General features: G+C 45.7%; 21 protein-coding genes. 11 read left to right on the plus strand and 10 right to left on the minus strand.

What is annotated here, in order from left to right:
• Window positions 1-2810, minus strand: a 2810-nt coding sequence (locus QUA20_RS21140; protein WP_333191031.1) for a two-partner secretion domain-containing protein, incomplete at its 3' end; no start/stop codon positions are given.
• A gap of 1064 nt (window positions 2811-3874) precedes the next feature.
• On the opposite strand from QUA20_RS21140, the gene QUA20_RS21145 reads away from it, so the two are divergent.
• The 3 genes from QUA20_RS21145 (at window position 3875) to atpC (ending at window position 6948) form a co-directional block, all read left to right on the plus strand.
• Window positions 3875-4780, plus strand: a complete 906-nt coding sequence (locus QUA20_RS21145) for a PEP-CTERM sorting domain-containing protein (RefSeq protein WP_333190989.1) — start codon at window positions 3875-3877, stop codon at window positions 4778-4780.
• A 126-nt stretch (window positions 4781-4906) separates the two neighbouring features.
• Complete coding sequence (gene atpD / locus QUA20_RS21150; RefSeq protein WP_333190990.1) at window positions 4907-6364, plus strand: F0F1 ATP synthase subunit beta; 1458 nt, start codon at window positions 4907-4909, stop codon at window positions 6362-6364.
• A 176-nt stretch (window positions 6365-6540) separates the two neighbouring features.
• The gene (atpC, locus tag QUA20_RS21155) at window positions 6541-6948 is read left to right on the plus strand and encodes an ATP synthase F1 subunit epsilon (protein ID WP_006635885.1); all 408 of its coding nucleotides are present in this window, start codon (window positions 6541-6543) and stop codon (window positions 6946-6948) included.
• A 90-nt stretch (window positions 6949-7038) separates the two neighbouring features.
• On the opposite strand, the gene QUA20_RS21160 is transcribed toward atpC, so the two are convergent.
• Window positions 7039-7338 carry a DUF7734 family protein gene (locus QUA20_RS21160; protein ID WP_333190991.1) on the minus strand — a complete coding sequence of 100 codons (300 nt, stop codon included), beginning with the start codon at window positions 7336-7338 and terminating at the stop codon, window positions 7039-7041.
• A 403-nt stretch (window positions 7339-7741) separates the two neighbouring features.
• Between QUA20_RS21160 and QUA20_RS21165 the strand changes: the two genes are divergently transcribed.
• Window positions 7742-8047 carry a hypothetical protein gene (locus tag QUA20_RS21165; protein WP_333190992.1) on the plus strand — a complete coding sequence of 102 codons (306 nt, stop codon included), beginning with the start codon at window positions 7742-7744 and terminating at the stop codon, window positions 8045-8047.
• A 368-nt stretch (window positions 8048-8415) separates the two neighbouring features.
• Window positions 8416-11811 carry an ATP-binding protein gene (locus tag QUA20_RS21170; protein ID WP_333190993.1) on the plus strand — a complete coding sequence of 1132 codons (3396 nt, stop codon included), beginning with the start codon at window positions 8416-8418 and terminating at the stop codon, window positions 11809-11811.
• A 48-nt stretch (window positions 11812-11859) separates the two neighbouring features.
• Here the strand turns inward: QUA20_RS21170 and QUA20_RS21175 are convergent, their stop codons facing one another.
• The 5 genes from QUA20_RS21175 to QUA20_RS21195 form a co-directional block, all read right to left on the minus strand.
• Window positions 11860-12132: a peptidoglycan-binding domain-containing protein gene (locus tag QUA20_RS21175; protein ID WP_333190994.1), complete on the minus strand. Its 273-nt coding sequence runs from the start codon at window positions 12130-12132 to the stop codon at window positions 11860-11862.
• A 217-nt stretch (window positions 12133-12349) separates the two neighbouring features.
• Window positions 12350-12631, minus strand: a complete 282-nt coding sequence (locus tag QUA20_RS21180) for a peptidoglycan-binding domain-containing protein (protein ID WP_333190995.1) — start codon at window positions 12629-12631, stop codon at window positions 12350-12352.
• A gap of 388 nt (window positions 12632-13019) precedes the next feature.
• Window positions 13020-14474, minus strand: coding sequence for a hypothetical protein (locus QUA20_RS21185; RefSeq protein ID WP_333190996.1), 1455 nt, complete (start codon window positions 14472-14474; stop codon window positions 13020-13022).
• 270 nt (window positions 14475-14744) lie between these two features.
• Window positions 14745-15365, minus strand: a complete 621-nt coding sequence (locus tag QUA20_RS21190; RefSeq protein ID WP_333190997.1) for a DUF3177 family protein — start codon at window positions 15363-15365, stop codon at window positions 14745-14747.
• Between the two features lie 403 nt (window positions 15366-15768).
• Window positions 15769-16005, minus strand: a complete 237-nt coding sequence (locus QUA20_RS21195; RefSeq protein ID WP_333190998.1) for a Calvin cycle protein CP12 — start codon at window positions 16003-16005, stop codon at window positions 15769-15771.
• A gap of 742 nt (window positions 16006-16747) precedes the next feature.
• On the opposite strand from QUA20_RS21195, the gene QUA20_RS21200 reads away from it, so the two are divergent.
• A complete protein-coding gene (locus QUA20_RS21200; RefSeq protein WP_333190999.1) occupies window positions 16748-18001 on the plus strand; it encodes an FIST N-terminal domain-containing protein in 1254 nt (417 codons plus the stop codon).
• Window positions 18002-18157: 156 nt separating this feature from the next.
• Here QUA20_RS21200 and QUA20_RS21205 read toward each other — a convergent pair whose 3' ends face one another.
• A complete protein-coding gene (locus QUA20_RS21205; RefSeq protein ID WP_333191000.1) occupies window positions 18158-20269 on the minus strand; it encodes an iron uptake porin in 2112 nt (703 codons plus the stop codon).
• A 24-nt stretch (window positions 20270-20293) separates the two neighbouring features.
• Window positions 20294-20467 carry a hypothetical protein gene (locus tag QUA20_RS21210; RefSeq protein WP_333191001.1) on the minus strand — a complete coding sequence of 58 codons (174 nt, stop codon included), beginning with the start codon at window positions 20465-20467 and terminating at the stop codon, window positions 20294-20296.
• Window positions 20468-20985: 518 nt separating this feature from the next.
• On the opposite strand from QUA20_RS21210, the gene QUA20_RS21215 reads away from it, so the two are divergent.
• Both QUA20_RS21215 and QUA20_RS21220 read left to right on the plus strand, forming a co-directional pair.
• Window positions 20986-21330, plus strand: coding sequence for a hypothetical protein (locus QUA20_RS21215; RefSeq protein ID WP_333191002.1), 345 nt, complete (start codon window positions 20986-20988; stop codon window positions 21328-21330).
• Window positions 21331-21418: 88 nt separating this feature from the next.
• Window positions 21419-21670 (plus strand): hypothetical protein, encoded by a 252-nt coding sequence (locus QUA20_RS21220; protein ID WP_333191003.1) that lies wholly within the window; start codon window positions 21419-21421, stop codon window positions 21668-21670.
• 71 nt (window positions 21671-21741) lie between these two features.
• Here QUA20_RS21220 and QUA20_RS21225 read toward each other — a convergent pair whose 3' ends face one another.
• Window positions 21742-22986 carry an ISL3 family transposase gene (locus QUA20_RS21225; RefSeq protein WP_445304694.1) on the minus strand — a complete coding sequence of 415 codons (1245 nt, stop codon included), beginning with the start codon at window positions 22984-22986 and terminating at the stop codon, window positions 21742-21744.
• Between the two features lie 152 nt (window positions 22987-23138).
• On the opposite strand from QUA20_RS21225, the gene QUA20_RS21230 reads away from it, so the two are divergent.
• The 3 genes from QUA20_RS21230 to QUA20_RS21240 are packed head-to-tail and all read left to right on the plus strand — an operon-like array spanning window position 23139 to window position 24282.
• Window positions 23139-23684 carry a glycosyltransferase family 39 protein gene (locus tag QUA20_RS21230; protein WP_333191004.1) on the plus strand — a complete coding sequence of 182 codons (546 nt, stop codon included), beginning with the start codon at window positions 23139-23141 and terminating at the stop codon, window positions 23682-23684.
• A gap of 35 nt (window positions 23685-23719) precedes the next feature.
• The gene (locus tag QUA20_RS21235) at window positions 23720-24013 is read left to right on the plus strand and encodes a hypothetical protein (RefSeq protein WP_333191005.1); all 294 of its coding nucleotides are present in this window, start codon (window positions 23720-23722) and stop codon (window positions 24011-24013) included.
• Window positions 23983-24282: a hypothetical protein gene (locus QUA20_RS21240; RefSeq protein WP_333191006.1), complete on the plus strand. Its 300-nt coding sequence runs from the start codon at window positions 23983-23985 to the stop codon at window positions 24280-24282. The genes QUA20_RS21235 and QUA20_RS21240 overlap by 31 nt, the downstream gene beginning before the upstream one ends.
• Window positions 24283-24403: the final 121 nt, after the last annotated feature.

Raw genomic sequence — 24403 nt, forward strand, 5'->3', positions numbered from 1 at the left:
GTTTGATTAAATGCGGTTATTCCTGTAGAGTTAGCAGTAATATTTCCTAATGCCTTGGTATTGCCAACTGCACCATTAAATGTAATATTACCGGCACCGGCATTCACCAATAAACTTTCATTGTTTGCTGTAGTGCCATCGAGATCCCTATTAAAGGTGACATTGCCACTACTGGGAGTTCCTGATGTTGTTAGGGTAATAGTTGGTTTACTAAGGACAACTGGTGATTCGAAGGTAATATTGCCACCGCTACCGGCGGCGTCCTTTGAGGTCTTTATATTACCGCTAAGAATAATATTTCCTGTACCAGAGTTGAGGGTGAAGTTCCCTCCCGTACCTCCATCTACTGAATGCGAGTCCAGAGTACCAGTGGTAATGTTACCGCCAACAGTTGAGAGGGTGATCGCTCCTCCATTTCCTCGCTGGGAATAGGAATTGAGAATTCCAGCAGTTGTGTCGATCGCACCTGTTCCTCCAGTAATAAAGAGGTTGATATTCCCGGACGTACCTGCATCAGAGGAGAAGGAACTCAGATCGCCAGTGGTAATGTTACCGCCAGCCGTTGAGAGGGTGATCGATCCTCCATTTCCAGCCTGAGAATAGGAAATGACCTCTCCAGCAATTGTGTCGATCGCACCTGTTCCTCCAGTAACTCTGAGGTTGATATTCCCTCCACCTGCATCAGAGGAGAAGGCATTCAGAATACCAGTGGTAATGTTACCGCCAGCCGTTGAGATGGCGATCGCTCCTCCATTTCCTCTTAGCTGAGAAAAGGAAAGGAGATTTCCAGCAGTTGTGTCGATCGCACCTGTTCCTGCAGTAATAGAGAGGTTGATATTCCCTCCACCTCCATCAGAGGAGTAGGAATTCAGAAGACCAGTGGTAATGTTACCGCCAGCCGTTGAGATGGCGATCGCTCCTCCATTTCCAGCCTGGGAATAGGAATTGAGAATTCCAGCAGTTGTGTCGATCGCACCTGTTCCTCCAGTAATAGAGAGGTTGATATTCCCTCCCGTACCTGCATCAGAGAAGGAATTTAGATTACCAGTGGTAATGTTACCGCCGCCAACCGTTGAGAGGGCGATCGATCCTCCATTTCCAAATAAGCTTTGGGCATTCAGATTGCCCTTGCCCGCAGCGATGTTGATATCATTGGTACTGGTGAGGCTAATATTTCCGCCCGTAGTATAAAGGTCGGTATTGACTGATATTGCATTACCAGCATTTAATGCGATCGCGCCATTTCCATTATTAGTAATAGGTTCATTAACCGTAATATTATTATTAGCATTCAGCGTCAGAGAATTACTATTATTCCAACCAACGGGAGCGCTGACTGTAATATCGCCTTGGCTCGGAAAACCCGACGCAGTGGAAATAGTCACATTTCCCAAACCTAGCTGTGTTTGCAGCGTCCCATTATTAATTGTAGAAGTAGCAGCAGAGGGCGTAAATGCTCCCCCTGCTAAAGTGCCGTCTGCATCCGCACCTGCGCTAATAGTGATATCCGTAGGATCTAACAATAAAGTGCCAGCAATCCCAAAGCTCGATCGCAAATCAACTAATCCTTGAAAATCCAGCGATTGCTTTCCCGACACTTCCACAAAGCCGCCATTCCCAGAAAAAAAGCCACCTCTCGCCGTAATATTGCCATTAAAGCGAGTAGTTTCCTCAGCCCAAACTATAACTCGCCCGCCATTCTCATTACTAACAGCATCAGCATTAATTGTCGAGTCGCTGCTAACAAAAGTCCGCAAAGCATTGGGCACCGTACCCAAACCCTGATAATCTCCGCCAATCAGTACATTACCGCCGCCGTTAATCCCAGAAGCATCGATATTGCCCGCAATAACTCCTACTTTGTCGCCTAAAATATTTACAGTACCGCCAGTGTTGCCAGAGACATTGAGAGTGCCGGATGCGATCGCCGTTCCCGCAGTTACCGGCACAGCAACATTCCCCGTCAACACAACTTCGCCATTGGGATTTACCGTCAAACCGGTTGCCTGTGCCACACCTTTTCCAGTCAGCAACTCCGGCAAAGATAACACTGGCTGCGTCCAATTGTTCGGCAGCGAGCTTTGAGTTGCAGTCGGCTGAATATCCAAACTCAATAAATTTCCAGCTTGACTGATGCGCAACAAATTGTTACCGGGTACGGCGCTGATGAGAATATTGCCGCTAGGGGCACTTAGCTGACCACTATTGACAACCGTACCTCCGACCAAAGTTAGACTTTGACCTGGTGTCACCGTCAAATTGCCTGCATTAACAATGCTTCCCCCTTGCAAAGTTGTAAACGCAAAACTGTTCGGCGTCCCGATGAAACTTGCCCAATTGTTATTGCCGATCGCACTAAACCACTGATTGTTCCCAAAACCAATCCCTGTCGCCGTAGTAGCATTAAAAGATCCAGGCACGTTCAGACTGGCATTCGGCCCGAAAATCATGCCGGCAGGATTCATCAAAAATAAATTGGAATTGCCGCCCGTAACTTGAATTAAGCCATTTATTAAAGAAGGATTACCCCCAGTAATCCGCCCCAAAATATTTAGAATACTGGGATTTGTCAGAAAGTTAGCCGTTTGACCTTCGTTGAGGCTAAACTGAGTAAAACTGTGAAAAAGATTAGCCCGATCTCCGCTGAAGGACCCCCCGGAAATGTCGTAGCGGTTGCCGCTAGGAGTAACAACTGTGTTAGTGCCGTCTGGTGCGGGGGTGATGGGTTGCGCCTTTGCCGAACCCGCCGCTGCACTCAGCCAGCCAACAATGAATAACCATCCGAGCAAATGTAGTCTGTTGGCTGTCATTGTGTTTAAAAATTGTGCTTAAAGTGCGATCGTATTTATCTATCCTATTTTTACTTCTACAAACTCCTCATGTCAATAGAATAGCTCTGTTTTTTATTACTGAATAATTTGGAGGTAAATCTGAAGTAAATGTATGAGTTTATAAGTAGGTAAAGGCAAAAAACGATAGTATCTTTTAGGGGGGAAAGCGTGAGGATCGCGAGATACCAGCGGGTAAAGAAATGTTCTCACCAGCCCTCCCCACGTAATGTTTATTTGTAACCACCTACTTAGGGGTTTTCAGTTACGTGAAGTACAGATATCGGGTTGCGACACGGTAATGCTGTGTACGTAATGTATTCAGGCGCGGGGCGAGCAATGAAACTTGGTTTCTTGTTTCCACTTTCACTGCTTCCATGAAGCAATTACCTTAAGAAACCGGGTTTATGCGTGCGGTAATTTTGGCGAAATCTGAGGCGGAACGCGAGGGTTAGGGGTTTAAAAAACTGGGAATATTAGTCAAAATTACGTAAGTATCGATCGCCTGTCCTCCCGCTTGCTTCCAGTGGCAAAAAACTCGCTCAAATCTCTACTTGCGCCCCCTGCACTCTTATGCTCCTCAAAGCGAGCAGCTTGCAGACCGCTTTGAGGAGCATAAGACCGAACAGCCGAATTCCTCTCAGAAACTTTATAAGTTTTAGACGATCTTTACCAAAACTTTACAAAACAGGAGTAAAATTTTTATGTATTTTTGATGAAAGCCAATATTGGCACGTCTTGCACTCAACTTTAGACGGTTACCGGAACGAAGTAAATGTAGTAGGTTGGAAGTCGAGGCAGGATGAAAATCTTGCTGTTACAGATTAAACTATGGCAATCTGGTGTCAGTGAAAACTCTTAGAAGAAGCACTCATTTATTCCTAAACACATTTAAGTGATACTGGTCGGTAGATTCACTGGTGTGGAGTCTCTTCTGTAGGTTTGACGATCGTCCTAAATATCGCAGGCTCGCGATCGTCTATTCGCATCACGGCAACATGGGATTTCCCGTTTTACTATCTAACAATACTGGAGGAATCAGGGTTATGACTACCTTAACGCTAGTCAAAAAAACATCTTTTACAGTCGCCAGCTTGGCAACCACAATCTTGCTCAGCATCTGCACGCCCGTCCGAGCTTTCATGTTTGGCACGAGCGGCATCCAGTTCGATCGAGATACCAATATAAACTTTACCTTCGACCAATCTCACGGCGGTTACCAGTCGAGCTTGTGGGTAGCCCAAGCTGACTCAGGAAACACTGGCTACAGCAACATCGCCAGACTGTTTTACGAGACTCAACCCTCAGATAACGGCGGCGCCAATGACTGGCAGGGAACCTTCGGCAACGCAGTCACCTCCGAAAACGGCTCCATCACCCAAACCGTCACATTTCTGCAGGATCAAATTTATGCCCTGCTGTTGTGGAGCGACACGGGTACGGGCCAACCATTCGAGCAGTACGTCTCGTCGAGCACCTTCATGAACAGCCCCAACTGGTGGGCCGCCACCAGCCAGTTCCAGAGAAATGACTGTCTGGTGGCGGGCTGTCAGCAAGCCGTATTGGGCGACTTTAATCTCGACTACAACTCCACCGACTCATTTACCAACATCAACGGCGGTAATGACCCTGGGCAATATTCATCGCTCACAATGGCGCAACTGGCTCAGGGCATAAAAATCTCCTTCGACGATGCCGGAGGAAACGACGCTGATTTCCAAGACTTCACCGTGTTGACTGAGTTAGCCTCCGAAACAATGACCCAACAGGCTCAGCGCAGAAAAATCTCCTTCGACGATGCCAAAAAAGGAAACGACGCTGATTTCCAAGACTTCAGCGTGTCGGCGGAGTTAGCCCCCGAACCAGTCACAGTGTTCGGGACTGTGCTGGGGATCGGGGCTTTGGCGGCAGCTCGCAGGAAAAACAAGCGAGGGCAGCAACCAGAAAAATGACTCTTAATCAGCCCCATTCAAATCTAAATAGTGCGTCTGTTCAGTGGTACTCTGAGGAATAGCATTTCTAAATGTTAAGAGTTTTTCCAATATCGGAAAAATAGCATCCTAACAAAGGCACTATTCATGGTATCCACCGCAACAAAAACGAACGTAGGCTACATCACCCAAATCATTGGGCCGGTTGTAGACGTAAAATTCCCAGGCGGCAAACTGCCCCAAATCTATAACGCTCTCACGATTTCCGGCAAAAACGAAGCAGGTCAAGACGTTTCCGTTACCTGCGAAGTTCAGCAACTGCTCGGAGACACCCAAGTGCGTGCAGTTTCCATGAGTACCACCGACGGCTTGGTGCGCGGCATGGAAGTAGTAGATACCGGCGAATCGATCCAAGTTCCTGTCGGCATCCCAACTCTCGGCCGGATTTTTAACGTCATCGGCGAACCCGTAGACAACCTCGGCCCGGTCAATACTTCCGAAAGTATGCCCATCCACCGCAACCCTCCGGCTTTCACCGAACTGGAAACCAAGCCTTCGGTGTTTGAAACCGGGATCAAGGTGATCGACCTGCTGGCCCCCTACCGTCGCGGTGGCAAAATCGGTTTGTTCGGCGGCGCAGGCGTCGGCAAAACCGTGATTATGATGGAACTCGTGAACAACATCGCCAAGGCTCACGGCGGCGTGTCCGTGTTCGGTGGTGTGGGCGAGCGCACCCGCGAAGGTAATGACCTCTACAAAGAAATGATCGAGTCGGGGGTTATTAACGAAGAAGACCGCAGCAAGTCAAAAATTGCCTTGGTTTACGGTCAAATGAACGAGCCGCCTGGTGCTCGGATGCGCGTGGGCCTGTCGGCTCTGGCGATGGCCGAATACTTCCGCGATGTCAGCAAGCAAGACGTGCTGCTGTTCATTGACAATATCTTCCGGTTCGTGCAAGCGGGTTCTGAGGTATCGGCTCTGTTGGGTCGGATGCCTTCGGCTGTGGGATATCAGCCGACTCTCGGTACGGATATGGGCGACTTGCAAGAACGGATTACTTCGACTACCGAAGGTTCGATTACTTCGGTTCAAGCTGTGTACGTACCTGCGGATGACTTGACTGACCCCGCACCGGCTACGACTTTTGCTCACTTGGACGCTACAACTGTGTTGTCTCGCGGTTTGGCTTCCAAGGGTATTTATCCGGCTGTTGACCCGCTGGATTCTACGTCTACGATGTTGCAAGTTAGCGTTGTCGGCGAAGAACACTATGGTGTTGCTCGTCAGGTGCAGTCAACTCTGCAACGCTATAAGGAATTGCAAGACATTATTGCAATTTTGGGTTTGGACGAGCTGTCGGAAGATGACCGCTTGACCGTTTCTCGCGCTCGCAAAATTGAACGGTTCTTGTCTCAACCGTTCTTTGTTGCCGAAGTGTTCACCGGTTCCCCCGGCAAATACGTCAAGCTGGCAGATACCATTAAGGGCTTCCAGATGATTTTGGCTGGCGAACTTGACGAATTACCGGAACAAGCTTTCTATTTGGTGGGCGATATCAACGAGGCGATCGCCAAAGCTGAAAAAATGAAAGCTGACGCCAAGTAATTTTAGTCATTAGTCAGTAGTCAGTAGTCATTAGTCAGTAGTTATTAGTTATTGGTTATTAGTTATTGGTTATTGGTAACAACTGGCAACTGATAACTGACAACTGACAACTGACAACTGACAACTGACAACTGATAACTGATAACTGACAACTGATAACTGACAACTGACAATTTATGACATTAACTGTGCGCGTAGTTGCCCCAGACAAAACTGTTTGGGATTCTAATGCTGAAGAAGTAATTCTGCCGAGCACCACAGGCCAACTGGGTATCTTGAGCGGTCACGCTCCAATGTTGACGGCTTTGGATACCGGAGTTATGCGTGTCCGTCCCGGCAAGGAATGGGTGTCTATTGCTCTGATGGGCGGCTTTGCAGAAATCCAAGAAAACAAAGTTACTATTCTTGTCAACGGCGCTGAAAAAGGCGAAACCATTGATAAAGAAGCTGCTCGTACTGCTTATACCGAAGCAGAAGCTCGTTTGGAAAAGGCTACTAGCGGCACTTTGCAAGAGCAAATTCAAGCCAAACAAGCAATCAAACGCGCGAGAGCTCGTTTCCAAGCTGCCGGCGGCACGCTCTAGCTCTAAGGGTAGGAACACGGCTGGCTTTTGTAGGGACACAACATTGTTGTGTCCCTGCTGTTTTCTTCGCGTTGTATCCCTACTGTTTTGCTAAACTCCCGCCTCAGACAAGAGAGATTGCATTGTTTCCCAAGATAACCCCTGCTGAAGATAGCGGGGGTTATTTGGGTTGTAGGGGATCTCCAGCCGATCGACACTGACAATTTTTGCTTCCTCCGGCAAAACAGGAACCTCAGGATCGAAAGCGGTCGATCGCGTCAGAGAGCTAGAAAAGCCTTTAAAAATAGCAATTTCATCGAATTCGCCGTCAATTTCGGCCTTGACGATTAAAACTTCGTGCGATCGTTTTACCGTGTATTGTTCCAAGCGGCGAGCAATAGAGTCAGCCATAGCAAATCTCACTTTCCTGAAACCTGCTATAATATAGCTTAATTTTGCGGCTGATTTCAGGAACAGCGAGCCAAGATTTTATTCTTAATTCAACCGTTTTTTATAGCAGGAAGTAAGCCTACATAATATAATTGCTATAAAAAAATAAACTATTTGAATCAGGGAAAACCTACTTGTTCGATATTTGATGAGCCATAGAAAGACTAGGTTTTAATTATCGTTGTTCCGTAAAAATTGGATTAAACAGCGTTTTGCTTGGGATATACGCTGCTATTTATGGTAGTTTTTTGCTGGAGATCAGCTCTGGTAAGTTGTAACTCAAAGCTAATAAATAACTGTTTACGGGGCTGGAATTCTAGTTAGTGACTCAATTCTAGAGCGTTTGGGCGATCGAGAAAAATATATGTACCCATTTGTCGATCGACTCACAGTAAAAGGCAAAAAATCTGCCGTCTCGGTGTTTGAAATTTATGATGCAGAAACAAAACAAAGCATTGAATTAAAACAGAAAACTGCTACTGAATTTAAAATGGGTCTGGAGTTTTATTGCGAGCAAAAATTTAGTAAAGCGCAAAAAATATTCAAGAATATTTGCGAAACACATCCTCAAGATAAGTTAGCAGCAATTTACTGTCAGCGCTCTCTGAAGAATCGAATGTATGGAGTTGCAGAAGGATGGTCGGGGATAGAAGCTTTGGATGAAAAGTAGGGATACGGCAAGGCCGTGTCCGGCGCGGGGAGTAGGACAGGGCATTCCCGTGTCCCTACGGTTCGCTTTGACTTTTAATAATTGGTATAAAATGGAGGATGATAGAAACGATATCAGATTTTCCTTGCGTAAGTTTTGTTTAATTACAAAATGGTTTAGAATACTTACCAGCGGTAAATCGTCGCTCCGAGTATTAATATCGTTTGCGGTTGCATCGGAATAATAAATTCTGGTCAACAGTTAACACTCAACCATTCAGTTTTTCGACCCCTCCTTCAACAGCCAACAGTCAACAGTCAACAGTCAACAATCATTCCGGTTGCACCGGAATTGATATAACTGTATCTTTATAACTCAAAATTAATGTTATGTCCACTCTTTCTCTCAAGCACTTAGTGGCAAAACTTTCAGGAAAAGCAACGCTGCAAACTGTACTCATAGTTCCCTTTGTCTTGCAAGTATTTGCAGCGGTCGGTATTGTGGGATACTTATCATTTAGGAACTCTCAAAGAGCAGTGAATGACCTTGCCGGTCAGTTGATGGGGGAGGTGAGCAATCGCATCGAGCAAAATTTGAGAACTTATCTGCAAACTCCGCACCAAATCAATCAAAGCAAGCTGGATGCGGTGAAACTGGGTTTTGTGAACATGAAAGACTTGTCAGCTTGGGAAAAGTATCTGTGGCGGCAAGTGCAATTATATCCTTATATCAATTTTACATCGATCGCTAATCAAGATGGAGAATATCGCACTGGCGAAAAGATGTCTAATGGCACTTTATTGATTAACGCATCGGGCCCTTCTACAAAATTTGGTTTTTATTCTTACAATACTAATGATACGGGCGATCGCACTACAGTAGCCGCCTCCGTTAAAAATTTCGACATCCGGCAGCACCCTTCCTACGCCTATGCGGCTCTAGCAATCAAACCAACTTGGAGTTCAGTTTATATATCCTTCCTAGAACCCACATTGATTCTCAGCGCGCTGCAACCAGTTTACAACAGCCAGAAACAGCTAGAAGGAGTATTAATTGCTGCTTTGCGTCTCGACAGTATCGGTCAATTTTTAACCAGCCTCAAAATAGGCAAATCAGGTCAAACTTTTATTATCGAAAGAAACGGCACGCTGCTGGCAACTTCCACACCCGAAAAACCTTTCCGCACCCAAAACGGTAAAAAAGAACTGTTTAAAGTGACAGAAAGCAGCGATACAGTAACGCAAACTACAGCTAAATATTTAGAAAGTCACTTTAAAAACTTGCAGCAAATTACCAAATCGCAGCAACTCAGTTTTGAGATAAACGGGAAGCAGCAATTTTTAAAAGTCCTGCCCTTCCAAGACGACAAGGGTTTAGATTTGCTGATTGTCGTTGTCGTTCCCGAAGCCGACTTTATGGAACAAATTCATGCGGGCAACCGAACTACAGTGTTGCTATGTCTGGCAGCTTTGGGCATGGCAAGTGTGTTAGGAATTCTCACTTCTCGCTGGATTATCAAACCTCTTATAAAATTAAAAAATGCAGCAATCGCTTTGTCTGAAGGACAATTTGACCAAACTGTCAAGCTCGATCGCTCCGACGAGTTGGGCGTACTTGCCGCTGCTTTTAACAGCATGGCAGCACAACTGCAAGCATCTTTTACTGCCTTAGAAACTAAAAATACCGAATTGCAGCGACTCGACCAACTAAAAGACGAATTCTTGGCCAATACTTCCCACGAACTCCGCACTCCCCTCAACGGCATTATTGGGATTGCAGAATCTTTAATAGACGGTGCTACCGGACAACTACCAGAATCAACAAATTTTAACTTAGTTTTGATTTCATCGTCTGGAAAAAGATTGTCTTCTTTAATTAACGATATTCTGGACTTTTCTCAGCTCAAACACAAAACTATAGAACTCCAAATTAAGTCCGTTGGTATCCGAGAAATAGTCTCTGTAATCCTCACCTTATCTCAGCCATTAGTAGGTAAAAAAAACTTGCAGTTGATTAACTCAGTCGCTCCTGAATTGCCGCCAATAGCAGCCGACGAGAATCGCTTGGAGCAAATACTTTACAACTTAATCGGCAATGCGATTAAATTTACCGAAAGCGGTACCGTTGAAATTTCAGCAGCATTGGTAACGGGCAACGAACAATCACCGCCTAATTCCCAATTATCAATTACTGTATCCGATACCGGCGTTGGCATCCCCGAAGATAAATTAGAGCGAATTTTTGAATCCTTTGAACAAGCTGACGGTTCCACTGCTAGAGAATTCGGCGGTACGGGTTTAGGTTTAGCGGTTGCTAAGCAATTAGTGGAATTGCACGGAGGGAAAATTTGGGTATCTTCAACTGTAGGCGTAGGTTCCCAATTCACCTTTACTTTGCCCGTATCTGAAACTCAGCCAGAATTTAGCAGCAGACAGCCGCATTTAACCGAGGGATATCGGCATTTAATCACTCCTGAATTAGCCCGCGAATCATCTCTAATAAATTCTCAGGTATCAGACAATAGCGACTTGCTAGAAAGTGAAAGATTAAAAATTTTGGTAGTTGATGATGAGCCGATTAATATTCATGTCATCATCAACAGTCTTTCTGTAGAAAACTACGATATCACTCAAGCGAGCAACGGCTTAGAAGCTTTAAATCTGATTCAATCAGGATTTAAGCCCGACTTAATTTTACTGGATGTAATGATGCCACAGATGACTGGTTATGAAGTGTGTCGAGAAGTTCGCAAAAAATACTCGCCTTTAGAAATGCCGATTCTGATGCTGACGGCCAAAAATCTAACTACCGACTTGGTAGAAGCTTTTAACTTAGAAGCAAATGATTATGTAACTAAACCTTTTATCAAAAAGGAATTGTTGGCGAGAATTAACACGCAAATTCGCCTTGCTAAACTGAATGCAGCCTACGGCAGGTTTGTGCCGCACGATTTTCTAAGCTTGCTGGAAAAGCCGAGTATTATTGAAGTAAAATTAGGCGAAAATCAGCAAAGAGATATGACAGTGCTGTTTGCGGATATTCGCTCGTTTACGGCGCTTTCCGAAAATATGACACCGCCTGAAAATTTTGCATTTATTAACACTTACTTGGGAAGGGTTAGCCCTGCAATTAGGAAAAATAACGGGTTTATTGACAAATACATTGGGGATGCAGTCATGGCACTGTTTCCTACATCTCCATCTGATGGCGTGCGAGCAGCAATTGATATGCAAAAAGAAGTGAATATTTACAACCAGCAGCGAGAAAAAGATGGTTGGTGTCCGATCGCGATCGGCGTCGGTTTGCACGCGGGCAATTTGATGTTGGGTACAATTGGCGAGCGAGAACGAATGGAAAGTACCGTGATTGCTGATGCGGTGAATCTCGCCTCTCGTTTGGAAGGATTGACTAAGGTTTACGGCTCGGGAATTCTAGTTAGCGGTGCAATTATCGATCGCCTGGACGAGCCAGAAAAATATAAGTACAGATTTGTCGATCGAGTAACGGTGAAAGGAAAGACAAATGCTGTGTCAGTGTTTGAAATTTACGATACAGAAACAGAGCAGAGCATTGTACTCAAGCAGCAAACTGCGGAGATTTTTCAAGAAGCTCTCAATTTTTACTACGAGCAAAAATTTGTTGCCGCCCAAAAAGTATTTCAGAATATTTTACAAATCAATCCTGACGATCGGGTAGCAATGCTGTATTTCAAACGCTCTCGCAAGTATCGGATGTACGGAGCGCCAGATGGGTGGTCTGGGGTGGAAACTTCGACAGAGAAATAGGGCGCGCACTGCACGCCCTACTCTCTTTAAAAGATGGTTGCACAAACTTTAAAATATAGTTGTACAAACGCCGAATTTATTCCAAGTTTTAGAACCGACAATGCCATCAGCAAGAATCTGTTGTTGCTTTTGAAAATTGATGACTGCTTGTTGGGTTTTCGCGCCGAATCCTCCATCAGTATTTACAGGAAATCCGCTGGCGTTCAAGAGCCGCTGGAGGTAGCGAACATCCTCATTTTGAGTTACCGCATCGTTGCGTTTGAGTAGGGGAAAATAACGGCAGGAAGGTAATTCAGTGCGAATTGCGTTTGTGGTTTGCATGGTTTGAGTCTCCATTGGTTGTTTGCAAGTTGTTTGAAAGCAGAGAAGTGCGGAAATGATGTTAATAGTCCTTGATACACTCTTGACTGGCAGAAACGGGGTTTCGGCTTCGCTGAACCACCAGGTTTTTTAGCGTTTCTGGGAGCGTAAAGGAAGTATTGCTGTGAAAAAACCCAGTTTCTTGCTACCCGTGCGCCTAGGATTAGTTAACTTGGATTTAACATCCGGGTTCACCTGCATCACAAGCGCCTAATAGATTCCAAGTTTGAGGGCCGACAATGCCATCAACAGCAATCTTATTTTGCTTTTGAAATTTGATGACTGCTTGTTCGGTTTTGGCGCCGAAGAATCCATCAATTGCTACTGGATATCCGTTTTTAACTAAGGATTGTTGGAGATAGCGCACGTTTTTATTGGCAGCGGTGCTATTATTTCGTTGGAGTGTTGGCAGTGAAGAGCAAATAGGTAATTGAGCGTAAATTGAATTTGTGGTTTGCATGGTTTGATTGGGGATTAGTGGTTTGCAAGTTGTTTGAACTTGCTATTCCCCAGTTGTAGCTGTGAGGCGAAGTGCTTTAACAGTCGCTTTTTATAGTGAAACTTATCTGGGGTAGCTCAGATGAGTGACAGCCCGCTATCAAATCCGTTTTGTAGAAAGTAATTGTCAAAGGCAAACAGCAGCCAATTTCCATTTTTTATCAATTTTTAGCATTTTTGCTGGAAACCCCACACCATACCTGTACGGCTGTTAGTGCCGGGATGGATAGGCGGATTGACGTAGGTTGGAGAGTCAATCAATCTTGTCACGGTGTACTCTATCGACTCTTTTAAAAGCTGAGTAACAATTTTTTATATAGAGGATGCAAAAATACTGTATTTAAAGCTAGTTAACCATTTGAGCCAAAAGGGCGATCGGGAAAAGTCGTAGGGGGTTGGGACTTTAACTTAGAAGTGATATCGTAGTATCGGTAGATAGTAGATTTGCGGCTGTCAAACAATTTTAGAATTGAATCAATAACAATTTCTGTAACTATCGGGTTAAAGTCGGAAATAAAGTCGTCGGCGTTTAGATTGTTTTTAAAAAATTCCTTAGCTCGATCGCACTGATAGCGCATTTCGTCAAAGCCAACAATTTTCACAACAAACGTTGTCAGTGGCGAGTTCTCCAAATCGGTATTAGAAATGCTTTTAGCCCGCCCATTTTCTAATAAATTCAATACTTCCGCTTCTAAATTACTTTTAAGTTCGTAAGGTTTCTCTATTTCTGGAAAAAAGCTTTCCAGGCGCACGCAGTTAGCAGATTGCTCCGGAATTCCTCCCATCATCATCGCCAGAGAAACATCGATCCCCAAACCCGAAGAAAGAGCTTCTAGCAGGGCGAGAGCAGACAGTTTGCACCCCAAATAAAGCTTCGCAATTTCGAGATTGTACTTAGCAGTAGTTTCCCAGCGCTCATAGGTGCGATCGTCTGGATATCCATCAAACTGACGGAAAATTATCTCTGGCTTCAGATAACTCAGAAAACCTTCCATCTTCAGCAAAGCAACTCGGTAGTCGCGAACCGTGTAAAAACCGCAGCAGATGAGATTGTGATTGGTTTCCGGCAGTAAATTCCAGGTATTTGCCAAGAAATGGGCTGAACTATGGTGAGCAAAACTAATCACGTCCCGGTTAGAAATTCGCACAGCTTTTTTGACCGTTTCCCGCATTTGCTCGTCAGTCAAACTGAGGTTAAACAGGCTATTTGTTGCTTGCAAGCGGTCATAAAGGCGCTGGCTTACCGTTACTCCGGACTCGGCGGCCCGAAACGGAATTGTTGCTTCAATGCAGCCTGCAATTTGAAGCAATTGCTCGCGTTTGAGGAATGGTTCTAGAGCTTTTGCTGCTACCACAGCGCTGAGAAATTCGTTTTGTCCGGTGAAAGGATTGAGAACTTCGCCCGGTTTAAAATTGAATACCAGCATTACCATCTCGAAGATAGCATCCGCAGAAAGTTCAGATTTCTCCCGAATTTGTAGCTGTTTGTTAACCTCTTTTGCAACAGGAGTTATGTAGTAGCTGACGTTAAAGTTAATGCTGCGATCGACTTGCACGTATACGGTATCGTGAAATAAAGCTGCCAAAACCTCGATCGCGTCTTCATCTCCCCCCACATCAAAAATATGTTCGGGAGTGTGAAAAAACCGCCAGGGTCCCATCATCGGCTGAACAATCAGTTCGGCAATCCGAGCGAGTTCACTTGGTTCGACTTTTGCTTCTAGGCGATCGAGCGCCCAAATCAGCTTTTCTAAGCACTGTAAGTAGGCTTGTTCGCTATCCATCACAGTCTTTCCCAATAACATTGCTGTCAGTCGATTTTAGATTTTAGATTTTAGATTTTAGATTTACTCCACAGATGAATTTGGGAGTTTGTACCTGAGTCTAAAATTTTTATATCTCCACGACAGGAGTCGTTCGCAAGTATCCGTTTTTGGGCGGGGTTACGTCAGCCACCACCCTGTTAGTTTGATTTTTTCGTAGATGCGCCCCGGCTTTTTTGAGTGGGGATTTTTGAGCTTTATATTGAATACTTTAGCTGCAATTTAGGATGCAAATACTAACTTTAAATCAAATTAATTTCCCGTAGCCGATCTCCCCTGTTTTCCTAGTCGAATTAGCACAAAGTATGAGAAGTAAATTACATAGATTCCTAAACCTATCAGACCCAACAATCCCAAAAATTGAGGGTTTGCCGTAGCGTGAAACATTTGTTTGTACAGCCAAGGTGGATCTAACCAAACGCGGCAAAAAGGTTCGTCAATTATCTGAATTTGAGATTTAAAGGCACAGCTTAAAAAGGGAAGTTGAGCTAGAGCGCCCAAACCGCTGTAAACAGTAATCGCCCACCGCCAAGCTGTAAAAGCCAGTTTCAGGGACGACTGCGGTCGATCGGCAATTTCTTCGTTTAAATCCTCCCAAAACCACAGACTAGCAGGAATCAAAGCCCTCCCAATCACCGACGACACAAAGCTCACAGGCATTGCAGCCATCATCAGGTAAAGTGTAATTGCCAGCAAACTCGCCACCCGCCAATAAATAATCGACAAACGGACGATCGCCTCAGCTTTTGCCAAAACAGCCCAAATCAGCACTACCAGCGGGATCGAAATTGTTAATAACACAGACAACCGGTAATCCATCCAGACTAGCGGTTGAAACCAAGGCCCGGTGGCTGCCAATAAAAGACTCAACATCTTTGGGAAAATATACTCACTTATTTGTCACAAATTTTACTACAAAAATGCTAAAAAATCAGCAACCTGAACACGGTCTTAATGTTCCTGTTGCTGCTACCTTTTCTAAGGTACTTGGCGCGCTTTGAAAGGTACTTGAGACACGATAGAGGGTCATCAGCTTGGGTTCAAACTGTTTATTCCTCGGATTTCCCATTCCCATCCCCCGAACCAAGGCGCGCGCAATAGCAAATTCTTGTCTCCCTTGGTTCGGGGGCTAGGGGGAAGCTGGCGGATTTGAACCGTATCGGGATAGAGGGCAAATCTCGCCATTACCTAAAGGCCCAACCCCTCAAATAAAATTCTCCCGCGCCAAAAGTTAGATTTCGGCGCGGGAGGGAAGGCCTTGAGCTAAATGGCTCGTTTATTCGTCGTAGATGCGGCACTCAGCAGCGTCAGGATTGTCGTCGCAATATTTTTCAAAAGAATTCTTAGGTTTGACTTGCTTTTGGTGGGAAGCTTCTGCTTGCAGTTCTTCAACTGCGTCCCACGCCGCCGCGCATTCCCCGGAAGTGGCGCCCTTGACGTCACAGACGGTACGAGCGCTTTCTAGTTCTTCTTCAATTTTTTCTTGGATGTTGCCTGCGGGTGTTGTTGTCATAAAACTTGTTGGTATGAAAGTGTAGGAGAATATGGTTGTCCCCGACCTATTTCTAGGTAATTTTAGCTTGGTCAATGCTTAGTGAGCTTGTTCGGCTAACCGCACATCCTTAACCCAAATAAAGATGTTTCACCGTTAACGACAGAGCAAGAGATTAGCGATCGCATCCGCTTGGTGTCACAACTCAAAAAACATAGACCTCTAAAGTCTTAGGCTGGTCAACTGTGGTTTAAGTCTTAGGCTAGAAGCTAGCGTGTCTTTAGACCTGGGTCGTTGACCTGATTAAGTAAGAAAGGTTTTCTTTTTGGATGTTAGTTTGGGTTGGATTTGCAGTTTCGGTCTGGCGACCCCAGCTAATAATAGCTTGAGATGCGCTGCTGTTGCAGCAGCCCAGATATAAACCATCCATAACTGCGATCGCAGCAGCCGTCTCTACTTCCTGCTTTACTCTAGCCCGTAGGCGGGTTCTAGTTGACAGGCATCAATGTAGGTCAAGCCGACCTTACTTTTGATGAAAACATTACACGAGGTTGATGTGTCAAACTGTATTGAGCTTTATCTTTTAAGATTTAGCTGAACACGGCATTTAACACTTAAAAGATTAATCGGACTCTCATGTTAACTTATGTTAACACAACAACGGCGATCGAGGGGGAATCGATCGCCCAAGAATACCGTCCCCCCAGCGGTCAGTTCCGGTTAGCCTAATGTATAGAGATAGTTTTATAGAGAAGTTTGCCAGATGTACACCGAAAACCAAATGCAATGGGTCAGCGCTTTATCAACCCGTCCGTCTTTGGAATCAGCCCTCAAAGAAGTTGTAGAACAAACCGATCGCGACCTCGAAGGCCGGGCCGATTTAGCGCTGATATTTATCTCGTCTGCCTTTGCCAGCGAGTATTCTCGGCTGATGCCTTTACTCCGAGAACTGCTGCCAGTGCCGGCGATCCTGGGCTGCGGCGGGGGAGGAGTCATCGGCACGAACCGGGGCGGCCTCACCGAAGAAGTCGAGGGCTCTCCCGCAGTCAGCCTGAGTCTGGCGCGCTTGCCGGGAGTCAATGTCAGAACTTTTCACGTCGGTGCAGAAGAACTGCCGGACTTAGACAGTCCCCCGGATACTTGGGTGGATCTCTTGGGCGTGCCGGCCCAGGAAGAACCGCAGTTCATCATCTTTGCTGACCCCTTTTCCGCAAAAATTAACGATTTGCTGCAAGGGCTAGATTATGCCTATCCGGGTGCGGCGAAGGTCGGGGGGCTCGCCGGCGGGGACGGTGCGGGCAGGGGCGCAGCGCTGTTTTGCGACTATCAGCTTTACCGAGAAGGAACGGTTGGGGTAGCTTTGAGCGGCAATATAGTTTTGGAAACGATCGTAGCTCAAGGCTGCAGGCCGATCGGGCATCCTTATCGGGTGACGGAAGGAGAGCGCAATATTTTGCTGAAACTCGAAGAACAAACCGACGATAGCGGCAGCGGGGGCATCGAGCGATCGCCCTTAGAGGCCCTGCGAGAGTTAGTTCAAACTTTGAGCGAAGAAGACCGAGAATTAGCCCAGCACTCGTTATTTGTAGGCTTAGTCAGCGATGAATTCAAGCTGACATTAGAGCCTGGAGATTTTTTAATCCGCAATCTGTTGGGAGTAGATCCGAAAGTGGGAGCAATTGCGATCGGCGATCGAGTCCGTCCCGGACAGCGCATCCAATTTCACCTGCGGGACGCGCGCACCTCCGCAGAAGACTTAGAAATGCTGCTCGATCGCTATCAGCGGGCCGCCGAGTACAGCGGTACATCTAGTGCCGGCGCCTTGATGTTCTCTTGTCTGGGGCGCGGTGAAGGGCTTTACGGCCAGTCAAACTTTGACTCCCGACTCTTCAGCCGATACCTCAAAAACATCCCCCTGAGCGGCTTTTTCTGCAACGGCGAAATCGGCCCCGTCGGCGGCAGCACATTTCTGCACGGCTACACCTCTGTATTCGGGATTTGCCGCCAAAATTCATAATTTGTGAACAGTTGACTGTTGACTGATGACTGATGACTGTTAACTGTTAACAATCTAAAATCTAAAATCTAAAATCTAAAATCGATCGACTGATGACCAATAACTAAAAGCGGCAGTCGCCTGCCGCTTTTAGCTGTAACTAGATGTCTGGAAACCTTAGAAACTAAAGGTAGTACGCAAGACTCCGACCCAGATATCCTCGTTTCTGTTATTGTGTTCGGGATGCAAAATCACGTAAACACCCGGTGTCACCGAGATAAAGTCATTGACTTGGAAGCGATAGAAACCCTCTAAGTGATAAGAGGTGTTGCGGTCTCTGGCGACATCACTCTCAGTAACTTTTGGCGGTACACCGAAGACGAAGCCCAGGAGATTGCCTTGCCGGCCAAAATCTCCCAGGGCCAAAGTAATAGCACCATTCTGGATCGTCGCGTCATTGTCGCCGCCCCGAAGTTGTTCGGCCTTGCTGTAACCGTACCAACCGCCAATCTGAAAGCGGGTGCTCGGTTTGAAGTTAACTTGCACCCCAAAGTTATCTGATGCGGTGGGTGATTGACCGAAGGGCCGGTTAGCCAAGGAACTGCCCGTATTGCCCATGATGCCAACATCGCCGGCTCGATTGTATTTCCGGTTGTAGCTAACACCAACGTCAAAGGCGTTGCCCAGATTTAAGTTAAGCTGACCCAAAGCGCTGAAAGAACCGGCGAAAATGCCCCTGCCATCGGCTGGATTGGGAGCGTCGACGTCGGAACCAAGATAGGCTACTGTAGCTCTGAGGGGGCCTAAGTTGTATTTCACAGCAGCACCAGCTCCTTCGGGGCCGCGGAACACTGCTGGGTTGTAACGTCCAAACCTGGAGAGAGCACCGGTGCCACTAGCTTCAAAGGGAGAAGTCAGCTCAGCAACGTCATCGAGCCTCAGTCCTCTCGGGCCGAACCAGACTGTAGCGTTGCCTGCTGGAAAGCGATACCACAATTGATCGAGGGAGAATTCGGTGCCGTCTTCGCCGTCGATGGCGAGGCGAGCCATGTTCGTACCCGTGGCAGTGGCTGTACCGTAGTTGGCGATGTTTCTAGCTTGCAAGCGGGTTCTGAGCAAGTCTCGACCGGTGAAGCTGGTGTTGAAGTTCAACCGCACCCGATAGCCGAGGTTGGTGACTGTGTCATCGTCCTCAAGGCGGATACCATCTCCGACGAAGGTGTCGCTGACGAGAAAAATGGCTTCTCCAGCCAATTTGGTGGTGGTGGAGAACTGGTTGGCTTCGAGTTCTGCGGTGCGAGCTTCTAGGCCGTCTACCCGTCCGCGCAGGGTAGCGAGTTCGGCTGCAAATTCTTCTTGCAGGCGTTGCAGGATGGCTAAGTCGTCTCTGGTGACCAAGTTACCTGTTGACCCAATTAGCTGGGTTATTTTGTCTAAGCAAGCGTTGACGCCGGCTGCAAATTCGTAGCGAGTCAGAGCGCGGTTGCCACGGTAGGTGCCGTCGGGATAGCCTACGATACAACTGTAGCGTTCGACTAGGGATTGCAGGGCTTGGAATGCCCAATCTGTCGGCCGCACGTCCGATAGCTGAGAGACAGATGTCACTTGAGACATGGTTCCCGACTGTTGAGTCGGCTGTGCTTGGGGAGCAACAGGGACGATCGGGCCGCCCATTCCTGTCGGTGCTGTCTGAGCAATTTCTACCTTAGTAGCTGGGGTAGTAGCTGGGGTGCTGGCGACTGCTGGCACTTCAATAGTAGCTGGGGTAGTAGCTGGGGTGCTGGCGACTCCTGGCACTTCAATTTTCCCAGCTACTTCTGTCTGGCTGCTTTCCACTGCCAAGTCTGATGCTTGGGGCGACGGTTCGGCTGTGTCTGCTGCTGCCAGTGGTTCAGTCGCTGCTGCTGTGCTGGCGGGAGCGATTGGGGCTGCTGGAGCGATGTCGCTCCCTGTTGTTTGCAGTGCTGCTGCGCTGGTGTCTGGTTCAATTTTGGCCAGTTTTTCAGCGTCTGCGGAGTTGGCGACCGGGGTTTGAGCTGCCTCTGCGCTGCTGTTTAAAGCTAGCTTTTCTGGGGTCGCAGGGGCTGCTGCAACTGGTTCTGCAACTGGTTCTGCAACTATTTCTGTAACTATTTCTGCAATTTTTGACTCAGATGACTGAGCTGTAGCTAGCTGGTTGGCTTCAGCGGTTGCTGGAGCTTCTGCGGCGATCGCAGCGGCACTGACGACTGATGATAGACCCAGAATTGCCGGGGATACTAGCAGTAAATTCCAAAAAGTTCTGTTCATTTTCCTCACACCTTCACACTCTATTCAACACACTCTATTCAACTCGACGAGCAGCAATTCCCAACTGCTAATTTTTGTGGTTGCTTGCCTGTTGACAATAACTGCCAAAATAGAACCTATCCATAACTGTTGATTCACAGTAGGCGTGTCTACTTCTGCTTGAACGTAGGGGGCTGGGCCCTTGTACTGCCCAGGCATCAATTCAGGTCAAGCCCACATTACCTTACGGTTGATTATACCATCACCTGCTAATTTCATCTATCGATCGCCAGATTTGTTTGAGTTGCTCTGCTGGCGATCGACAACTGCTTGTACGGGAGCGACCACAATCTGCCTCAAACTGACAACTGCCCAGAGTCTTCAGTTACGCCAGACTTAACAGACAGTTATAGGTAGGATAGTGGATGCTTGTCGCATCCCTTATACAGCTTTCGATCCTCTTATGTCAAGCTTTTTAACCTAACTTTAAACCTCGCGGCCCGGAAGAGGCTATTTCCCGCCAGGAGTGAGGAACTGAGGGATCGAGGCTGGTAAATTTACCTCTTCCGGGTCCAATTTCAGACTTGACTAATTTTAATTTTCTGATGCCCCCAGCAGTCGGGACTTGCCAGGGCGATCGCCATTTTTGATACCGCCCGTCGGCGGGTTTAATTTCCTGCTAGTTTAAAACAATTTTTTTGGGGTCTGGCAGTGGCAGCCAACTGAATGTCTATTAGGTGAAATTAGAATTTTGCGGCCTCGCTGTCTGGCGTTTCACAATCAGTTTTTTTTGGCACCGCTTCTGGTTCTCAAAGCACCTTTCCTCTGTTATTTATGCCACTGCCAAAGTATCCATTGATTTTCCTGGCGTTCATGACGCCTCAACCAGGTTTGAGGAAAGCAAATACTTGGTTTTAGGCGATCGCTCAAAGTTAAAAAACCCGGTTGATGAAACAAAGCATCGCATCCAAGACGGTTCTAATTTGCTAACAACACAAGTAAATGCCACAAGTTATGGGAGGGCGATCGAACAACCTGTAGATTTGGCCGTTCGATATATACTATGTTACATTGATGCGTAGCATCTATACTATTAGATTTATAGACACCATATCTAACTGAAATGAAAGTAAAATCCGGCTTTTAGTAGTTGTATTATTGCTATTAGGAGTGTTCTTTCGATTCATCAACATCGACAAAAAATATTATTGGTACGATGAAGCATTTACTTCCCTGCGGATTTCTGGATACACGCAAACAGAAGTGCTTCATGAAATAAGCAGCGGTCAGTTAGTAGCGCCCAAAGATTTGATGAAAGATCAGCGCCCCAATGCGACAAAAAATTTTGGCGATACTCTTAAAAGTTTGGCAATTGAAGAACCTCAACTGCCTCCACTGTATTTTCTCACAGTCAAGTGTTGAGCAAAACTATTCGGTAATTCTCCCGCAGCGACGAGAAGTTTTGGCTCTTCAGTATATAATATGCTAAAGTTTTAGCTAAAATGCCAATTCAGTAAACATCGGCATTGAAAGTTTTCAAAATTTCTGAATCCATAACCCGAACGTTTAATCAGTTTCAGCTTATTATTAATTCCCTCGACTACCCCACTGGTTGTTCTATGATCGAAGTACGCAATAATTTCATCCAGCCATCTAATAATTGTCTTCTGACTGTTCGGGAAATACTTTTGAGCTTCTGATAACCACATCCCCAATTTCAAGAGTCCGACTAACCAATCATTTTTCTCTTCAAAAATTTGGCGGATTTTTTCTTTTAATTCGTGCATAGTTTTCAATTTAGGAGAAACCTCTTTCAGTTCAGCTAGTTTCTGAGTTTGTTCTTCATTCAAATTTTCTTCGTTCTTTAAACTGGCATATTTACTCTTCTTTAATCCCTCTAAAACATGAGCATAACTTTGTTTTTGCGACTTCTCCTTAGCCGTTTTTAGTGAATTTTCTAATTGGCGCTTTTCTTGTTTTCTTTGCGAATCTAGCTCTTGATTTACTTGTACCATTACATGAAATCTATCGGCGACAACTTGAGCATTGGGCATTAATTCTAAAACTAAGCTTTTGTATCCTCTCCACATATCTATACTCACTTCTTCTATCTGCTCTAAGACCTCTGTTCCCCATGAAAGCAACTTTTTTCTTATTTCCGACTGCGTTCTTTTCTCAAGTATTCCAATTAAATCAGACTTTTCTAAATCTATTAATACTGCACAATAATTGCCTTTTCCTTTCACCAACGCTATCTCATCAATTCCCATTTTTTTTAAAGCGGTAGGTTGGAAGTTTGATAATTCAAATGAGGCGTCTTTTAACATTCTTTCTATTTCTTCCGTTGTTACTAATCCTTTTTTCGCTACACTATTTATATCACTTCCTAAAACTTCGGGCAATATTTTATTAGCTAGTCTTTTGGTATAAGTCCTTCTTTTCCCGACCCAATCGAAATTTTCGCTAAACGGCTTCTTACATTTCTTACATTTGAACTGTCGTCTATTTATTTCCAAAAAGACTGGGGACTCTCCCCATGGTAAATCTTTGATTAGATATCGATGGTTTTGATGTAATTTATGGCTTTTTTCCCCACAACGATGACAGATACTTTCCTTAGTTACTGGCTCAACCTGTAAAAGGATTCCAATTCCTTTATGCTGATGACGTGAGACAACTTTTACTCCTGACAATTCCAGAAGCTCTGTGAGCAGTTTAATTTCCTTCTTTGAGGTCATCGTTACCCATCCACCCTAAAATGACTTACCTTTTCATTCTAGCTAACAACAGCTCACCCTCAATAGTCAAGTCTGTCAAGACTTGAGGTCATTATTTTATATATTTTTTTATTTTAATTCGGTTTTTAATTATATTTTTAGCATACTAGGTGATGAAGAACCGAAGTTTTTCAGTTTGGATAAGTTTGTTAGCGTTTCCTAGCTTGTACTGGCTGTGCCGAGAATTGTTTGCACCGCCGGAAGTGGCGTGGATAGCCGTGGGATTGGTAGCAGTTTCTCCCTTGCACGTACTTTACGCTCAAGAAGCCCGTCCCTACATTTTGTGGCCGGCGCTGATTTTGCTTTCTTGTGCGTCTCTGCTGCGAGCAATGCTGCTGGAAACTAAGCTGACCTGGAGCATTTACACAGTAGCAAATATTCTGGAATTTTACACTCATTTATTTAGCCTGTTAGTTGCGTTCGGACACGGCATTTATCTAGTAGTAACTCAAGGTTTAAGGTTGGATAAAAAGGTAGTGAGTTACTTAATGGCAAGTGCTATTTCGTTGCTAATATTTCTGCTTTTAATGGCGATCTTACTGGTGAATAGAAGGGCAGCAGCTGGGTCAATATATTGGGTAGATCTAGAAAATACCAGGCTATCTATAGTTAAGAATTCGCTCGGAAATATCGGTCGCGTTTTATTTGTTTTGGGCTAAGTTATCATGCTAGATCGATATATATTATTGGTTTAGTGGCAGCTACTTTAATTTTAGTGGCAATCGTAGGCTACGCAGTTTATTTTCTGTTTTCAGAGACGAACAAACAGGTTTGGCTGTTTGTGGTGATGGTGATGGCGGCGACAGCACTGGCAGTGGTGCTGCCGGATGTTATATTGGGAGGAATCCGATCGACTAAAGCTCGCTACCTATTTCCGACTTATTTGGGGATGCAAATCGCTGTTGCATATCTGTTAGCGACTAAAATTAGCGCGCTGTGCCAAGCTGGAAACGGCAAGTGTGGAAAGTTCTCACGGTTTTACTGTTAAAGGGCGGGGTTCTGTCAAATGCCGTTAGTTCTCAAGCCGAGACTTGGTGGACTAAGGAATGGGGCCGGGAAAATCCCGCAATTGCTCGCAGGATCGATCGCACTCCAAAGCCCCTGGTTGTCAGTGATATCTCGGAAGTCAGTGTAGGAAATATACTGTCAATGAGTCATTTGTTAGCACCGAAAGTGCGGCTGCAATTGGTGTTGCTTGACCCGGAAGCGCAGTCGGGCTCAGTTGTTTCACAGACAAACTATACCCAAGATTCCTAGTGGTTTTACCGATGTTTTTGTCTACAGGCGATCGCAGGGATTTAGTGCTAAGCTGGCGAAAATACAAAACTTGAAAATCCAACTGCGGTCAGAACAAAAACGGAAACGCTGTGGCTAGGCA

The organism is Microcoleus sp. Pol7_A1 (genome assembly GCF_036701085.1).
In the GTDB taxonomy this organism is placed as follows: domain Bacteria; phylum Cyanobacteriota; class Cyanobacteriia; order Cyanobacteriales; family Microcoleaceae; genus Microcoleus; species Microcoleus asticus.

Bases quoted from the DNA above. Each gene is read 5' to 3' on its own strand.
- QUA20_RS21145 (WP_333190989.1), top strand. From the start codon at position 3,875: ATGACTACCTTAACGCTAGTCAAAAAAACATCTTTTACAGTCGCCAGC.
- atpD (WP_333190990.1), top strand. From the start codon at position 4,907: ATGGTATCCACCGCAACAAAAACGAACGTAGGCTACATCACCCAAATC.
- atpC (WP_006635885.1), top strand. From the start codon at position 6,541: ATGACATTAACTGTGCGCGTAGTTGCCCCAGACAAAACTGTTTGGGAT.
- QUA20_RS21160 (WP_333190991.1), bottom strand. From the start codon at position 7,338: ATGGCTGACTCTATTGCTCGCCGCTTGGAACAATACACGGTAAAACGA.
- QUA20_RS21165 (WP_333190992.1), top strand. From the start codon at position 7,742: ATGTACCCATTTGTCGATCGACTCACAGTAAAAGGCAAAAAATCTGCC.
- QUA20_RS21170 (WP_333190993.1), top strand. From the start codon at position 8,416: ATGTCCACTCTTTCTCTCAAGCACTTAGTGGCAAAACTTTCAGGAAAA.
- QUA20_RS21175 (WP_333190994.1), bottom strand. From the start codon at position 12,132: ATGCAAACCACAAACGCAATTCGCACTGAATTACCTTCCTGCCGTTAT.
- QUA20_RS21180 (WP_333190995.1), bottom strand. From the start codon at position 12,631: ATGCAAACCACAAATTCAATTTACGCTCAATTACCTATTTGCTCTTCA.
- QUA20_RS21185 (WP_333190996.1), bottom strand. From the start codon at position 14,474: ATGTTATTGGGAAAGACTGTGATGGATAGCGAACAAGCCTACTTACAG.
- QUA20_RS21190 (WP_333190997.1), bottom strand. From the start codon at position 15,365: ATGTTGAGTCTTTTATTGGCAGCCACCGGGCCTTGGTTTCAACCGCTA.
- QUA20_RS21195 (WP_333190998.1), bottom strand. From the start codon at position 16,005: ATGACAACAACACCCGCAGGCAACATCCAAGAAAAAATTGAAGAAGAA.
- QUA20_RS21200 (WP_333190999.1), top strand. From the start codon at position 16,748: ATGTACACCGAAAACCAAATGCAATGGGTCAGCGCTTTATCAACCCGT.
- QUA20_RS21205 (WP_333191000.1), bottom strand. From the start codon at position 20,269: ATGAACAGAACTTTTTGGAATTTACTGCTAGTATCCCCGGCAATTCTG.
- QUA20_RS21210 (WP_333191001.1), bottom strand. From the start codon at position 20,467: ATGCCTGGGCAGTACAAGGGCCCAGCCCCCTACGTTCAAGCAGAAGTA.
- QUA20_RS21225 (WP_445304694.1), bottom strand. From the start codon at position 22,986: ATGACCTCAAAGAAGGAAATTAAACTGCTCACAGAGCTTCTGGAATTG.
- QUA20_RS21230 (WP_333191004.1), top strand. From the start codon at position 23,139: ATGAAGAACCGAAGTTTTTCAGTTTGGATAAGTTTGTTAGCGTTTCCT.